Annotated in this window: 11 protein-coding genes; 4 read left to right on the forward strand and 7 right to left on the reverse strand. The window is 69.5% G+C overall.

Annotated elements, in window-relative coordinates; all coding sequences use genetic code 11:
* Positions 1-153: 153 nt before the first annotated feature.
* The 6 genes from HUA75_RS43065 to HUA75_RS43090 all read right to left on the reverse strand — a co-directional run bounded on the left by HUA75_RS43065 (position 154) and on the right by HUA75_RS43090 (position 7,729).
* Positions 154-972 carry a class I SAM-dependent methyltransferase gene (locus tag HUA75_RS43065; protein ID WP_174489742.1) on the reverse strand — a complete coding sequence of 273 codons (819 nt, stop codon included), beginning with the start codon at positions 970-972 and terminating at the stop codon, positions 154-156.
* Positions 969-2,309: a cytochrome P450 gene (locus HUA75_RS43070; RefSeq protein WP_174489743.1), complete on the reverse strand. Its 1,341-nt coding sequence runs from the start codon at positions 2,307-2,309 to the stop codon at positions 969-971. Before HUA75_RS43070 ends, HUA75_RS43065 begins: the two co-directional genes overlap by 4 nt.
* Complete coding sequence (locus HUA75_RS43075) at positions 2,306-3,643, reverse strand: B12-binding domain-containing radical SAM protein (RefSeq protein WP_174489744.1); 1,338 nt, start codon at positions 3,641-3,643, stop codon at positions 2,306-2,308. The genes HUA75_RS43070 and HUA75_RS43075 overlap by 4 nt, the downstream gene beginning before the upstream one ends.
* The gene (locus HUA75_RS43080) at positions 3,640-5,034 is read right to left on the reverse strand and encodes a SagB family peptide dehydrogenase (protein ID WP_174461148.1); all 1,395 of its coding nucleotides are present in this window, start codon (positions 5,032-5,034) and stop codon (positions 3,640-3,642) included. Before HUA75_RS43080 ends, HUA75_RS43075 begins: the two co-directional genes overlap by 4 nt.
* A gap of 12 nt (positions 5,035-5,046) precedes the next feature.
* Positions 5,047-7,296, reverse strand: a complete 2,250-nt coding sequence (locus HUA75_RS43085; RefSeq protein WP_174489745.1) for a TOMM precursor leader peptide-binding protein — start codon at positions 7,294-7,296, stop codon at positions 5,047-5,049.
* 103 nt (positions 7,297-7,399) lie between these two features.
* Positions 7,400-7,729: a hypothetical protein gene (locus tag HUA75_RS43090; RefSeq protein WP_174461150.1), complete on the reverse strand. Its 330-nt coding sequence runs from the start codon at positions 7,727-7,729 to the stop codon at positions 7,400-7,402.
* Between the two features lie 387 nt (positions 7,730-8,116).
* On the opposite strand from HUA75_RS43090, the gene HUA75_RS43095 reads away from it, so the two are divergent.
* Both HUA75_RS43095 and HUA75_RS43100 read left to right on the forward strand, forming a co-directional pair.
* Positions 8,117-9,184, forward strand: coding sequence for a sigma-54 dependent transcriptional regulator (locus HUA75_RS43095; RefSeq protein ID WP_305794755.1), 1,068 nt, complete (start codon positions 8,117-8,119; stop codon positions 9,182-9,184).
* Positions 9,185-9,793, forward strand: coding sequence for an RNA polymerase sigma factor (locus HUA75_RS43100; RefSeq protein ID WP_174489747.1), 609 nt, complete (start codon positions 9,185-9,187; stop codon positions 9,791-9,793).
* A gap of 70 nt (positions 9,794-9,863) precedes the next feature.
* Here HUA75_RS43100 and HUA75_RS43105 read toward each other — a convergent pair whose 3' ends face one another.
* The gene (locus HUA75_RS43105; protein ID WP_174489748.1) at positions 9,864-12,023 is read right to left on the reverse strand and encodes a caspase family protein; all 2,160 of its coding nucleotides are present in this window, start codon (positions 12,021-12,023) and stop codon (positions 9,864-9,866) included.
* A gap of 198 nt (positions 12,024-12,221) precedes the next feature.
* Here HUA75_RS43105 and HUA75_RS43110 point away from each other — a divergent pair, with 198 nt between their 5' ends.
* Together HUA75_RS43110 and HUA75_RS43115 are read left to right on the forward strand one after the other, a co-directional pair.
* Positions 12,222-12,440, forward strand: coding sequence for a hypothetical protein (locus HUA75_RS43110; RefSeq protein WP_141649527.1), 219 nt, complete (start codon positions 12,222-12,224; stop codon positions 12,438-12,440).
* A gap of 218 nt (positions 12,441-12,658) precedes the next feature.
* Positions 12,659-14,356 (forward strand): delta-60 repeat domain-containing protein, encoded by a 1,698-nt coding sequence (locus HUA75_RS43115; RefSeq protein ID WP_254628068.1) that lies wholly within the window; start codon positions 12,659-12,661, stop codon positions 14,354-14,356.
* Positions 14,357-14,444: the final 88 nt, after the last annotated feature.

The following is a 14,444-nucleotide window of genomic DNA, read 5'->3' on the forward strand; positions in this document are numbered from 1 at the left end:
CACAGCCGGTCGAACGCCCCCTCATCCGCAGAGGGCAAATACCCGAATGGACCTCTTCCCACGCAACCGCCTCCTTGTATGCGGTCGCGGCAGTATGATCCTTCTCGCCCTTAACTGATCGGCATTGCCCCTAGGTCTCCAGTAGCGGCGTCGTTACAAGGTTTCCACGGGAAGCGCCCGGAGGCCGTGGACCACGAAGCCCAGCATCAGGATGGAGGCGGATGGGGTGCTGTAGAAACGGCGGTATCCCGCGCGCACCTGTTCCAGCTCCTCCTGGGAGATGAGCCCGGCATCCATCGCCGGTCGTAGCCGCTCCGGGTCCAACTGGCGTCGGAACGCCTCCAGGCCCAGCGCGTCGCTGTGGTACGCGATGACGTCCAGACGGACGTCCGTGAACCCCGCGGCGGTGAGCAGGCGCACGAGCTGGCGACCGATGAAGCGATTGCCGCCGCGCTGGAGCTGAAGCCGCTCCGCCTTGCGGTGGATGGACTCCAGCTCCGGCAGGGACGGCTCCGCCACGCCCCACAGTCCGGCGTCCAGCTCGCTGACCACCAGCCGCCCTCCAGGACGAAGCAATCTGAGGGCCTCGCGCGCCGCGAGCAGGGGCTCCTCCAGGTGTTGAAACACGAAGCGCGCCAGCGCCAGGTCGAAGCGCGCGTCGGGCAGCCCTGTCTCCAGGACGGAGCAGCGGTGCACCCGCGCGCGTGCGCCCAGTCGGGCCTCCGCGAGCACACACATCCCAGGGTTCAGCTCCACGACATGCAACGCGCCGGACGGCACCAGCTCCAGCAGCTTCTCCGCGACGAACCCAGGCCCGCCTCCCAGCTCCACCACGGACATGCTCTCCGTCAGCCCCAGGGCACGAAGGAGCCGCCGCTCCTCCGGCCAGCTCAGCTCCACCTGGGACTTCAGCCTCGCGAGCTCCTCGCCGAGCCCTCCCGAGTGCTCCTCCGGACGATACGAGCCACTCATTCCGCATCCCAGCGGCGAGCACGCATCGGCAGCCCGCCCGAGGGACGCAGTGTCACCAGCGCCTCCGGCTCCACGCGGTGTCCTTCCACGTGCTGGAGCTGGAAGCGCTGGACGACCATGGCCAGGACGAGTCGCGCCTCCATCATCGCGAAGTTGCGACCGATGCAGACGCGCGGGCCTCCACTGAAGGGCAGGTACGCATAGGGATGTCGAGCCGAGGCGCGGCTGTCCCGGAAGCGCTCCGGGTCGAAGGTCTCCGGCTCGCTCCAATAGTCAGGGTGGCGATGGAGCAGGTACGGGCTGACGATGACCAGGGTGCCGGCGGGGAGGTGATAGCCGCCCACGCAGTCGTCCTCCCGGCAGATGCGCGACATCAACCATACCGGGGGATACAGGCGCATCGCCTCCTGGAGCACCCGTCCTCCGAAGTCGAGCGCCCGCACCCGCTCCGCCACCAGCGGCTTCGTGCCCAGCAGCGCCCGCGCCTCCTCGCGCATGCGAAGCCGAGCCTCCGGATGCAGGCCGAGCAGGTGCAGGCTCCAGGTGAGCGCCTTCGCCGTCGTCTCGTGGCCCGCCATCAGGAAGGTGAAGATCTGCTCGCGCAGGACGCGCTCACCGGCGGGTCCGTCGAGCGCGGGAGGATGCCCTTCCAGGAGCAGGCCCAGCAGGTCCGTGCCGCCACCCGTCTCGCGCCGCCGCGAGAGGATGCGCTGGACGAGCGTGTCGATGAGCTGGCTCGCCTCGCGGAACTGTCGCAAGCCCACCGCGTCCTCGGCGTCGAAGCGGGACATGAAGCTGTTGAGCCGCTGCACTGCCCCGGCGAAGTCCGTCGTGGCGTCCTCCAAATCACAGCCGAACAGACAGCGGGTGACGATGCGCAGCGTGAGGTGCCCCAGCTCGCGCTCCACGTCGAAGGGGATGCCCGTGCGCGCAGGGTCCTCCCAGCGATGCAACATGTCCTCGGTGCACTCCGCCATGACCTGGACCCAGGGCTCGATGCGGCTGTGCTCGAAGGCGGGACGGGCCACGCGGCGCTGCTCGGCCCAGGACTCACCCTCGGTCGTCATCAGCCCCTGGCCCAGCATGGGCAGGAGCATCATCAAGTCGGGCGTGCCCTGCTTGACGTAGTTGCGCGCGTGACTCTGGAGCACGTGCTGAGCGTGGAGGGGATGGTTCACCACCACGGTGGACCAGCCTCCCGCCGTATAGCGGAAGAGGCTCCCGTACCTGCTGGCGCTCTCCGTGAGGAAGCGCAGCGGCCGGGCGCGCAGGGCTCCCAAGTCAGGAGCATCCGTCACCAGCGGAGGCAGGGGCAGGTTGAGGTCCGCCAGGCTCATGGCATCACCCTGAGCACAGGCTCGCGGTCCTGGAAGAGGGGATGTTTCGCCGCGCGGTACGACGCGGAGAACACCCCCTGGAGCTTGCGGTACTCCCGCATGAACTCCTCCCGAGGCATCCGCGTCCGCGTCACCGCGTGCTGCAGGTCGAAGTGCTCCCAGTGGGGCCGGCCATTCGGCTGCCGCTCCAGGATGTGCTCGAACGATTCGCACGCGGGCGTGCCCGGCAGCGGCGTGAGCAGGGTGAAGGACGGATAGTCGACGCCCTGCTCGCGGATGAACGTCGCGAGCTGGTCGAACTCCCTGGGCGTGTACTCCGGCTTGACGATGAAGCTGGCGAAGACGTGGATGCCCAACTCTTTCGCCGCCTGGAGCCCCTGGAGGATCTGCTCGCGCGCCTGCCGCTTGTTGTAGTCCTTCAGCTCGTGGTCGAGCACCGCCTCCAGCCCGAAGAAGACGCGCCGCAGGCCGATGTCCCGCCACCGCCGCATCAGGTCCAAATCCCTCAGGAAGGAGTCGATGCGGCAGTACGCGAAGTACTCCTTCTCCAGTCGAGCGGCTTCAATCTGCTCGGCCAGCGCCCACATGCGACGCGGGTTGACGAAGGGCTCGTCGTCCACGAGGAAGACATAGCGCTCGGGGATGGTGGCCAGCTCCTCGACGACGCGCTCGACGTCGCGCTTGTAGTAGCGGCCGTCCATGATCTTCCACAGCGAGCAGAAGTTGCACCGGAAGGGACAGCCCACCGTGGTCCGCAGCAGCGCGATGGGCTTCATCCAGTCGATGAAGTAGCGCGCCCGGTCCGCCGGCACGAGGCTCCGGTCCGGAAAGGGCAGCGCGTCGATGTCCAGCTTGGGCGCCTCGCCTCCGAAGCGGAACGTGTCCGGGGCGCGTGCCCACGCGCCTGGGATTCCCGTGAGCCCGTCTCCCGCCTCCAGCGCCTGGAGGATGCGCCGGAACGGGCGGACTCCCTCGCCACTCACGACACAGTCAATCTGGGGCTCGAAGAAGTCCTCGGGCATCAGCGTCGCATGGTGTCCCCCCACCACCGTGCGCACCCGGGGCAGCAACGCCTTGGCCTGCCGACATAGCTCCAGCATCCGGGGCACGTGCATGGAGTAGCCCGTGACGCCCACCACGTCGGGCTCGAAGCTCCACAGCGTCAGCGTCAAATCATGGGGATGCAGGCGCAAATCGAGCAGCCGCACCTCGTGGCCATCCTGACGGGCCCCCGCGGCCAGGTACTCCAGGGCGAGCGGCTCCGCGATGGCGCCCAGGTCTCCCCAGCCGATGAGCTCCCTCTTCGCGTTGGGATAGAGCAACAGGACCTTCATGTGCCGTCCTCCTTCGCTCGGGTGCCGAGCGCGAACTCACCCACCGCGCCCTCGGCCAGCGGGGGGATTCCACTGGCGCGCGCGAACAGCTCGGAGTCGCCGCCGCCCAGCGCGCACGGCGCCAGGTCCATGGCGGTCGCCGCCAGATACAACGTCTGGAACAGCACCCCGACGTTCTTGAGGATGAGCGCGTAGCCCATGGCCTGGTACTTCCAGAAGACGCGCGGGAAGCGGGCCGTGATGACGAGCAAGACCTGCGGCCGTCCCTCCCGGGCGAGCGTGTGCCAGGCGCCTTCCAGCAGCTGCTCCACCTGCTGCGTTCGCGGCGTCAGCTTGCACAGCTCGTGCTGCCCGGAGCGGTACTGATACAGGCCGGACTCCAGGCCCTCGCAGCGGTCCACGACGAGGTACAGCTCCAACTCATACAGCGCGCCTCCACCGGGGTAGGGGCGCTCACCCAGCTCGCCATGTTCCGTGGAGAGGACCCGGCGCGTGCGCGCCGCGCGGTACAGCAGCTCACCAAGCTGTTCGAGGCTGATGGGCGGCTCGCCATACGTGCGAAGCGAGCGGCGTCGCTCCAGCACCTGGGTGAAGGGCGCGTCCTCCTGCGAGAGCCGCTTGAGGTCGGGCCGGGGCAGCGGCACCACCGCCTCCGTCATCCGGGGCTTCAGCGCGGGCAGGGGCTCCATCCGGTGCTCGAAGCGATACGTGGCGCCATAGGGGCTCGGCAGTCGCCCCAGTCGGCTGTGCCCATGGAACAGCAGGTCCTCCGGCTCCCACAACGCCAGCGCGGCGTCCTCCTCCTCGGGGACGTGCACCGCCTTCGCGTCCAGGAGCATCCCCAGGAGGAGGTCCACGGCCTTGATGGGCAGCGTGGCGGCGCGCTCCGTCAGCTCGGCCAGGGAGCGCGGGCTAGACAGCTCCGGGAGGAGCGCCGCCGCCCGTGTGTCCCGCAGCAGCACGCGGGCGTGGGACGCGGGGACTTCCACCACGAGCTGGTGGTCCTCGCGACGCACGCACGCGAGCCGTGAGAGGACATACTTCGCCTCGGGCCTCCGGGGCTCCGAGTGGCCGGGGGCCGTGCTCGGCAGCAGCGTCGCCAGCGGTGCGTCCTCCAGCAGCAGGGTCCGGTACAGGAAGTCGTTCCGTGCGAGGGATTGGAGCAGGTGGTCCAGCAGGAGGCTCGCGGTGGGCCCGTCATGCGGCTCCGCGGTGTCGAGCAGCTCGTGTTCCGTGCCGCCTGTCTCCAACTGCTGGAGCGCGGCCCGGGCGCCGGCGGACAGGCCGCCGAACTCCAGACCGAAGCGAGGACTGGCGACGACGCGCCGCCCATCCTCCAGCGTGTGGACCTTGATGCCGGGCGTGAGCCCGAAGGATTCATGGAGCCGCATCGCGTCCGCTCCTCAGAAGAAGATGCCGGTGGGGTTGAGCTGCTCCTCGCGCAGCGGCCGCTGGACCCAGCCCAGCCGCGCGGGCACGTCGTAGAGCCGGCCCGGCCCGAAGCGCTTCCAGAAGTGACGCATGCCGGGGACCATCACCTTGACGACGGGCAGCCCCACGTCGGGCTGCGTCTGGTCCAGCACCAGCGTCTCCATGCCCGCGCGCCTGGCGTGCGCGACACAGCGCTCCACGTCCACGCGCAAGTCACCGGAGGACAGGTCGGGGAGCAGGCCCAGGGGGCGCGCGGGGGCGTTCGGGTCCGGGAGCAGATAGGGCTGGTTCGCCGCCGTCGCCGTCTGCCACCACCGGACGGCCTCCCGCTCGGGGAACCAGTAGAGCGTCTTGCCGTCCACGTCCCGGTGCTGCACGGCGGGGAGGAACTGGTTGACCTCCGTGAGCGCCCGCAGCAGCGCGACGCGCGCGTCCAGGTGCGCGCCGAAGCCCACGACGATGTCCTCCACCGGCGAGTCCCATCTCCGTGACACCGCCGCGAGCGTGGGAATGCCCAGGTCCGCGGTGATGTCCAACACCCACAGCTCTCGCTGGAGTCGGCCGTAGTGCTCCCGCAGCGCGTGGACATACGGCAGGTCCACGCTGTCCAGGTCCACGGCGGGCCGCCGCGTCCGCGAGTACCACCAGAGCGCCACCGAGTCGCGCTCCACCAGCTCCAGGAAGCCTTGGAGGATGGCCTCCTCCAGAGTGTTGCCCGCCGCGCAGCCGTTGGAGTCGCTGGAGCAGAAGAACCACTTGCGCAGGTCCGGGTGCCCGAAGGAGCAGTAGGCGCTGGGGACGTGGCGGAAGCGCTCGTGCGTGAGGGACCACGCGTGGGTCCAATGGATGCGCCGGTCGGGGTCGAAGACCTCCGGCACATGGTGGAAGCCGGACGGGTGTGAGGCGTTCCACTCCGCGCGCTGGGCGTATTGCGCGGGGCTGAAGTTCATCAGCGCGTTGGGGTGGACGGCCTCGTCCCGGAGCTCGTGGAGGCTGGCCACGTGGCTCCACTCCTCACCCCGGTAGACGCCGGAGTAGCGCTCGATGGCCTCGCACAGCGCGCTCACCCGGGCCTGGGCATCCGTCGTCCCCTTGCCCCCGCTGCGGCCCCGGAGGTTGAGCAGGACGAAGCGCAGGTCCTGCTGCATCAGCGCGAAGTTGTGGCCGGCCGCGTAGCTGTGGACCAGCCCCGCGCCGTCGTCCGCGCTCAGTGGCTCCAGGTTGCGCACCACGCCGGTGATGGGACTGATGTGCTTCTCCAGTCGCGCGAAGGTCTGCTCGGGGGACTGGGTGCGATGGCCCCCGTCACCGTCGAACCGCTTGGGACAGGGCCTGGGGATGACGGGCAGCGGCGCGCGCGACGTGGCCTCCGCGTCCGAACACACCGGACACTGGGGCCTGCGCACGAGCGCGTGTCGCTCCAATTCCAGCGTCGTCAGGTCCAGGGTGACCAGCTGTTCGCTGAGCGGGTGCTCGGGGCCGAGCACCAGCGCCTTGGCCACCTCCAGCGCCGCGAGCTGGAAGGCCGTCCCGGTGGTGGCCGACAGGCTCGCGGCCGGCAGCACCAGGGGATGGACGTGGCCCTGCTCCCGCTCCAGGAAGGACTCGAGCTGCCGGTTGGAGCGCAGGCGCTGCGCGAGGCAGGCCCAGCACGCCGTCAACGCGGGACGGAAGACGGGCCCCAGCCACAGCGTGCCGCCCACGGGCCTGGCCAGCATCCAGGGCCGCCGCGCCGCGAGCGCCTGGCGGTTGAGCGCGTCGAGCGCGGGGTGCAGGTAGTCGTCGCAGAGCACCAGTTGGAAGCCCGCCTCGCCCTCCGAGCGCAGGCCCTGGGCATGCAAGGCCTCTCGCTGGGACTCCTCCCACTCGCCCCCGAGCGAGACGATGGACACGGGCGTCTGGAGGCGCTCGGCCACGGTGGCCATGTCCACGCCGAGCGCGTGCCAGAAGGGCGCCTGCTCCGGCGCGTCGGTGCTTCCCTCGAGGATGCAGCCCTGCTCCGCGGCGATCTCCAGCGCGTGGGAGACCTCCACCAGGGACAGTCGCGAGGAGAGCGCCTCGAAGACCTCCGGCAGCGAGTGGTGTCCGTCCAGCAGCGGCACGAGCAAGGGGAAGGCGCGACCTCGCAGGAGCAGGTAGTCCTTCTCGTGCAGGAGCAGCACCGTCGACTCGTCGACGCGCTCCACGCGGCAGTGGCTCTTCCAGACAGGTCTCGACAGCATTCGTGACTCCCGGGGGCATGAAGCGTGGGCACCGCTGGAACGACAAGGGCGACACCGGAGCCCGGTGGCGCGCGGCCGCCGGGTCCGGAGCGATGCGCGGGGCTCAGGTGCAGGTGCAGCAGGGACAGCAGCAGCAGCAGACCGAGACATCCTTGGCCGCGGCGCCCGCCGTCCCGCCCGGCGTCACGGTGGGCTGCGGCGGGATGAAGAGCGTGATGTTCCCGTCCTTGTTGCGGTCCCAGCTCTTGAGCTGCTCGTCGTAGCCCGTCGTCGTCGCTCCGCTGTACGCCTCGGTGAAGGCCACCGACTTGGGGATGGTGTCGAAGCCGTAGACCTTCAACAGGTCCGGGTCCTGCTCAATCTGGCCCTTCTTGCCAGGGTTCGCCCAGACATCCTGGATGAGCTTGGAGTACGCCGTGCGGAAGTCCGCCATGTTCATGCCTCGCTGCGAGTGGTGAGCGGCCCCGGATGAAAATCAGTACGCGAAGACACGCTCGACAGGGCCGCCGCCGCGTTGTGCATGACGCACGCCAGACGCGGGCACCGCCTCGCTCGCGAGTCCTGTCGCTGGGATGCGACACATCCCGCGTCTCGAAAGTCGCCGCGCTGCTTGCTTGCCACAAGCATTTGCTTGTCACGGGGACGCCGGCACACGCGTTTTCATCCCAGACGCGCGCGAAAGGAGAGGGTTGTCGAGATTTTTGACTGGTTGAGGTTTTGCAGGCCGGTGCGCCCCGCTTCCCCCACCCATGTTTGAGTTTGGAGCGGACGAATGCCGACGAGTCGAACCGACGCGTTTCTTCCGGTCATTGGTGAATCCATGTCCGGACTGATTCAGGTCCTGCGGGTCTTCACGCAGCAGGAGGACACCATCCTCATCAGCGGGCCCACGGGCTCGGGAAAGTCGAGGCTGGCGCGCTGGAGCCACGAGCACTCGGGGCGCAAGGAGGGGACCTTCGAGGTGCTGGATTTGATGACGGTGCCGGAGGAGCTGCAGATGGGGGCGCTGTTCGGCTGGAGGAAGGGCGCCTTCACGGGGGCGGTGCAGAACAGCCCGGGCTGCCTGGCGCTCGCGAAGGGCGGCACGCTGTTCATCGACGAAATCGACAAGCTGTCCCTGCGCGCGCAGGCGGGGCTGCTGCACGTGCTGGAGGAGCGGACGTACCGGGTGCTGGGGGAGGGCACGCTGCACCGCGCCGACGTGCGCTTCATCGTGGGGACGAACGTGGACCTCCACGAGGCGGTGACGGCCGGGAGGTTCCGCGAGGACCTCTACTACCGCGTCAATGTCCTGCCCATCCAGATTCCGCCCCTGGATGCGCGCCGGGACGAAATCATCCCGTGGGCGCAGTACATGTTGAGTCGGCGACACCAGGAGCGCGAGCGCGAGGGCCGGGCACAGTTGGCTCCGGATGCACAGGCGCAACTGCTCAGCCGTAGCTGGCCGGGCAACCTCCGGCAGCTCGACAACATCGTCCGCCGTGCGTACTCGCTGGCGGTGATGTCCCAGGTCGAGCACGAGGTCCTGCTGAGGGACAGTCATGTGATGCAGGCGCTGGGCTACGAGGAGTCGCCCACGTCGCGCTCGCTCATCGAGGCGCTGCGCGTGGCGTCCGCGTGTTTCGTCATGGAGGCCCAGCGCGCCGCGGTGCCGTGGGACCTGGACCTGGCGGATGCGTTTCGCGGCTTCGTGCTCGGCACCGCCGTGCGGCAGGTGGGGCGGGAGGAGGCCTTCCTCCTGTTGGGCCGCAAGCGGCTCTTGAAGAATCGCAATCACTACAAGGCGCTCGAGCGCGAGCTGCGGAAGGTGGACGCGCTCGTCGAGGCGGTGGGGCAGTCGCCCTCGCCCTTCACGGACCTGGTGGACCTGACGCTCGGGAAGGTCTGAATGCGCCCCGAGCAAGAGGAGTCGGGCGCGTCCGGGTCCACGCGCTTCGAGGCGCTCTGGAGTCAGCACCAACGCGCCCTGCTGCGAATCTGCGAGCGGACGCTGGGGGACCTGGACGCGGCCAGGGAGGCGATGAGCCGCACGGGAGTTCGTGTCTGGCTTCAGATGTCGCGCTCCTCCTCCCAGGAGGAGTGGCCCTGGGCGCTGCTGCGTCGGGTGGCCATCAACGTCTGCATCGACCTCCAGCGTGAGCGGCGCCGCCAGTCGTGGCGGTGGACGTCGCTCGACGAGGAGCTGGGGGATGGCGCGGAGCTGGAGGCGGCGCGGCCGTGTGGGGAGCAGGAGGAGCAGCAGTTGCAAGCGCTGTTGCTGGAGCTGCTGGAGTCGTTGCCGCCGCAGTTGAGGGCCTGTGCGCGTCTGGCCTTCGTCGAACAGCAGGGCTACGCGGACATCGCGGCGACGCTCCGGCTGACGCCCGCCAACGTGCGCAAAATCGTGGAGCGCTCCCGCAAGCGGCTCGTCCAGCCGCTGGCCCAGGCGGGGGTGATTCGCGACGAGGCCAGCTTCCATCGCTGGCTGTCGGGGCGGCGCAAGCGGACGGACGGTTGATGCGCGCCGAGCCGGCTCCCATCCAAGAAGGAGGGATGGGAGCCGGCCCGGTTTCAGCCGCGACGAAGGCTCACTGGCGCGCGGCGGCGACGGCACCGGTGACGGTGCTGACCAGGGGCCCGATGAGCGCGGGCGCGGTGCTGACCAGGTGCTGGAGCACGTCCGTCCAACCCTTGTCGGCGGCGGTGCCCATCACCGCGGGCTGGTAGCCCTTGCTGGCGGCGGAGACGGCGCCGCCGATGGTGTTCACCAGCGGCCCGATGAGGTGGGGCGCGGAGGAGACGAGGGACGAGAGCACGTCCGTCCAGCCCTTGTCCGCGCCGGCCGGCTGGTAGCCCTTGCTGGCGGCGGAGACGGCGCCACCGATGGTGTTCACGAGCGGCCCGATGAGGGCGGGCGCGGTGTTGACCAGGTGCTGGAACACGTCCGACCAGCCCTTGTCGGCGGCGGGCTGGTAGCCCTTGCTGGCGGCGGAGACGGCGCCGCCGATGGTGTTCACCAGCGGCCCGATGAGCGCGGGCGCGGTGCTGACCAGGTGCTGGAGCACGTCCGTCCAGCCCTTGTCGGCGGCGGTGCCCATCACCGCGGGCTGGTAGCCCTTGCTGGCGGCGGAGACGGCGCCGCCGATGGTGTTCACCAGGGGCCCGAGGAGCGCGGGCGCCGAGGAGGCGAGGGACGAGAGCACGTCCGTCCAACCCTTGTCCGCGCCGGCCGGCTGGTAGCCCTTGCTGGCGGCGGAGACGGCGCCACCGATGGTGTTCACCAGCGGCCCGATGAGCGCGGGCGCGGTGCTGACCAGGTGCTGGAACACGTCCGACCAGCCCTTGTCGGCGGCCGGCTGGTAGCCCTTGCTGGCGGCGGAGACGGCGCCGCCGATGGTGTTCACCAGGGGCCCGATGAGCGCGGGCGCGGTGCTGACCAGGTGCTGGAGCACATCCGTCCAGCCCTTGTCCGCACCCTGCGGACCCGTGGCCATCAGGGGATGTGTGAGGCCGATGGGCAGGCCAACGAGTTGCGAGAGGCCAGGGAGATTCGGCATCTGCGGATACGTCATGGTTTTGACTCCTTCGTTCGACTGGGTGACTGCGGGAGCCGTGGGAGCGCCCAGCCCGAACGGCAGGCTGACCGGGACCACGGTTTTCGGCGCTGCGCCGAAATCGGTGTTGAGGAAGACGGAGCGGTTGCGCACCCAGTTGGTGTCGGGCGTCACCAGCAACTCAGGCGTCTGCTGGAAGCCCAGGCTGGAAATCTGGGCCGCGGCCTGCTGGAGGCACTGCGCGTAGGAGACATTCGGCGTCCCACCGAGCACCTGTCCCAGCGTGAAGGTGAACACAGACAGGTTCTTGGTGAGCTGCGTGCCCGCGGCCGCCGTCTGCTCGGCGGTGCAGGCCGTCAGCAGCGTGCAGTTGGCCTGGGGCGGCTCGGCCGCCACCTGCGGGTCATACGCCTTGGTGACAGCCACTCCCGGGAGAATCTGGACGGGCCGGCCGAAGCCCCGGAAGGGAATCTCCCCGGCGCGCTCGTCGGAGCTCCGGTGCAGCCAGGAGCGCTGGTGCGCCTGCGTGGCGGGCAGGAAGGCCTTCTCTCCCGTGGTGGCTCCGAAGTCGCGAGGGTCGATGTATGCCTTCACCTTGGCCAGCTCGACGCGGCGGGTGGCCCCCAGTTGATGGAGCTTCCGGGCGAAGTCCGACGCGATGAAGAGGTCCTTCTCCATCCCCCCGGAGTGGCACGCGTCCAGGACGGTGGTCAGCACGCCCTCGGGGAGCGGCTGGGTCAGCTTGGAGAAGTCCTGGTCGAAGAAGAAGTCGTCGTAGAGCACCAGGCTCTCTCGCCAGACCTCGTCTATCTGCACGCGGTAGCCATGGCCGGAGAAGAAGAAGACCAGCGCGTCATCCTGCGTGGCACCGTCGAACAGCCAGGCCAGCGACTCCTTCAGGTTGCTCAGCGTGGCGGCCTCGTCCAGCCGGACCTGGATGTCCTTCGGCGCGAACCCATACTGCGTCCCCAGCAGGCTCACCATCAGGTTGGCGTCGTTGATACAGCTCGACAGTTGATTGATTTGGGGACGGTAGTTGTTGATGCCCGCGACGACGGCCTTGCGGTTGCGAATCTGGTTCGGCGCGCGCAGCTCCGAGGAGGTGCGCTTGGTCGGTGTTTCCTTGGGAGCGGGGGGCGGACTCGCGGGGGGCTTGGGGGTGGCGTCCGTGCCGCTCGGGGTAGAAGGACTCATGGCGTGCTTCGCCTCCTGGGGCGCTTCGGGAGCACCGCGAAAGCGCGGTGGGTGGTGCGCCTTGAGAACGAACGGAGGACGCGTGGCGTGACACGTCCCGCGGACGTCAATCGCCAGCACTCGAGGGCTGTCACGAGCCCTGCTTACGGACCGTTATGGGAGGCGCGGTCTGGATGCGATTCGCGCGGGAGGAAGTCGATGCCGAAATACTGTCGAGAGAAGTTCGAGAACACCACCACGGGGAAGGAAATCTGGGTGTGCTGGCAACAGGACAAGCACGTCCACGACGCTTCACTCATCACCACGATTGCCCAGTGGCTCGGCACGAATCAGGGAGGGGTCTGGCAGGTGCGTGCCAACAGCTACCAAAGCAATCAGTCCTCACCTGGGGAGAATGATTTGTCTTACTCCAGTTGAGGACACCGGGGTGGAGGGAGTCTCCCGGCTCCCTCCACCCCGGGCTGTCTTCACCCCGGGTGGTTTCATGCGACAAGCCACTTTCGACGGGGAGACCCGCTGTTTAGTGTGCCGCCGACATGAACCTCCCCGCATGTCGCTCTTCCGCCGTCTCTGTCCCCGGGTCCGTACGAACCACCGTCCCGTGTCAGCGCGCACCCTCCCGCCTCCGGCTCTCGATGCTGGTCGCCCTGGTGGCGCTGGGGGCCACGGGCATGGGGTGCTCATCGGACGAAAGCCCGCCGCCCTCTTCCTCGGGTGGAGACGCGGGCACGCCTCGCCCGGATGCGGGAGGGCCACCGCCGGACGCTGGTACCGAGGAGCCCGCTCCGGATGCTGGTGGCGAGCCGGCGCCTGCCTTCACCGTGCTCCCGCCTTCCGAGCCGACGTTGCGCTTCGCGCCGCGGAACACGACGCGCTTCAGCGTCCAGGTGCGACGTGACGACTCATTCACCGGCGACGTCACCCTCACGCTGGAGGGGCTGCCCGCCCACGTCCTGGCGGACGCGCTGACGCTGTCCGTGCCGGGGGCGGAGAACCTGGCCACGTTCGAACTCCACGTGGAGGAGGCCGCGGCCTATGGGCGCTTCCCCATCCGGGTGGTGGGGGAGGGCCGGGGGGAGCGTGTCGAGGTGTCGGTGACGCTGGAGGTCCAGGCGGGGCAGGCCGCGCTGGATGTCTCGTTTGGCGCTCAGGGGCTCGGGCTCCCCGCGCTGGGGCTGCCCGCGGTGAGCATCAACGCCATGGCCGTGACGCCGGACGGGAAGTGGATTCTCGCGGGCTCCACCGGCTCGGCGGGCCTGAGGGACGTGCTGGTGGCGCGGCTGCTGCCGGACGGAACGCCCGACGTCTCCTTTGGCACCCAGGGCACGCGCGTCATCGACGTCTGTGACGGTGATGACTATGTCGACGCCGTCACCGTGCTCTCGGATGGGCGGGTCGTGCTCGCCGGTGGTGCCATCGCGGACACCAACAGTTGCACGGCGCGCAACTACCAGAGCCTGCTGCTCGTGCGGCTCACCGACACGGGCGCACTGGACACCACCTTTGGGACGACGGGGGTGAGGACCTTCCAGCTCTCCGCGGGCAACGCCACGCTGCATGCCCTCACCGTGGACTCCCGGGGCCGCGTGGTGGGCGCGGGGACCGTGCAGAACACGGACCGGGACCAGGTCCTCGTGCGGCTGCTGCCGACGGGCCAGCTCGACACCTCGTTCAGCGCGGACGGACTCGCCTGGGAGGACGTCGGCGGGGACGACGAGGGGCTGGGGGTCATCGCGCTCGCGGACGACTCGCTCCTGCTGGCGGGCACGACGGCGTCTCTCAACCATGGCCTGTCGCTGCGGCGCTATCAGGTCAACGGTGAGCGGGACCGAGCCTTCAGCTACAGCCCTCCCGCCTATGTCACCCCCAGGCTCACGCCCCGGACGCTGCACCTCCTGGAGGGTGGCAAGGTGCTGGTGGGGACTCGCGCCGTGTTCAGTGGGGAAGGGGCCGGCACCGGCGCGGGGCTGCTGCGCATCGACGGCGGCACGGGCGCGGTGGACGCCTCCTTCGGCACGCAGGGCTACCGCTACTTCGTGACGGTGGAGAATCAGGCGAGGGACGTGCTCGTGGGCACGGGGCTGCTGCCGGGCGGCGACATCGCGCTGTCCACGGCGTACCGGGACGAGTCGGGCGCGCCGGGCCTGGGCCTCATCCATGTCTCCGCGAACGGGCTGACGGTGCTGCGCTCGCACCACTCGGACCTGCCCGGAAGCGAGCGACCTCTCGTCGCGCGGCTCGACGCGGAGGGCTTCTTCCGGGTGGCGGGCCTGCACACCGCGCCGGGACAGTCCGTGGAGACCCCGTTCGTGGCGCGCTTCTGGCCCTACTGAGCCCGTCCCCATCCGCCTCCACGCCCCGTCAGCTGTCGAGCGGGCGGGGAGGCGGGCGTGGGGCGCGTTGACTCGCCTGGAGGGGGCT

The sequence above is a fragment of the Myxococcus sp. CA040A genome (assembly GCF_013336725.1).
Lineage (GTDB): Bacteria > Myxococcota > Myxococcia > Myxococcales > Myxococcaceae > Myxococcus > Myxococcus llanfairpwllgwyngyllgogerychwyrndrobwllllantysiliogogogochensis.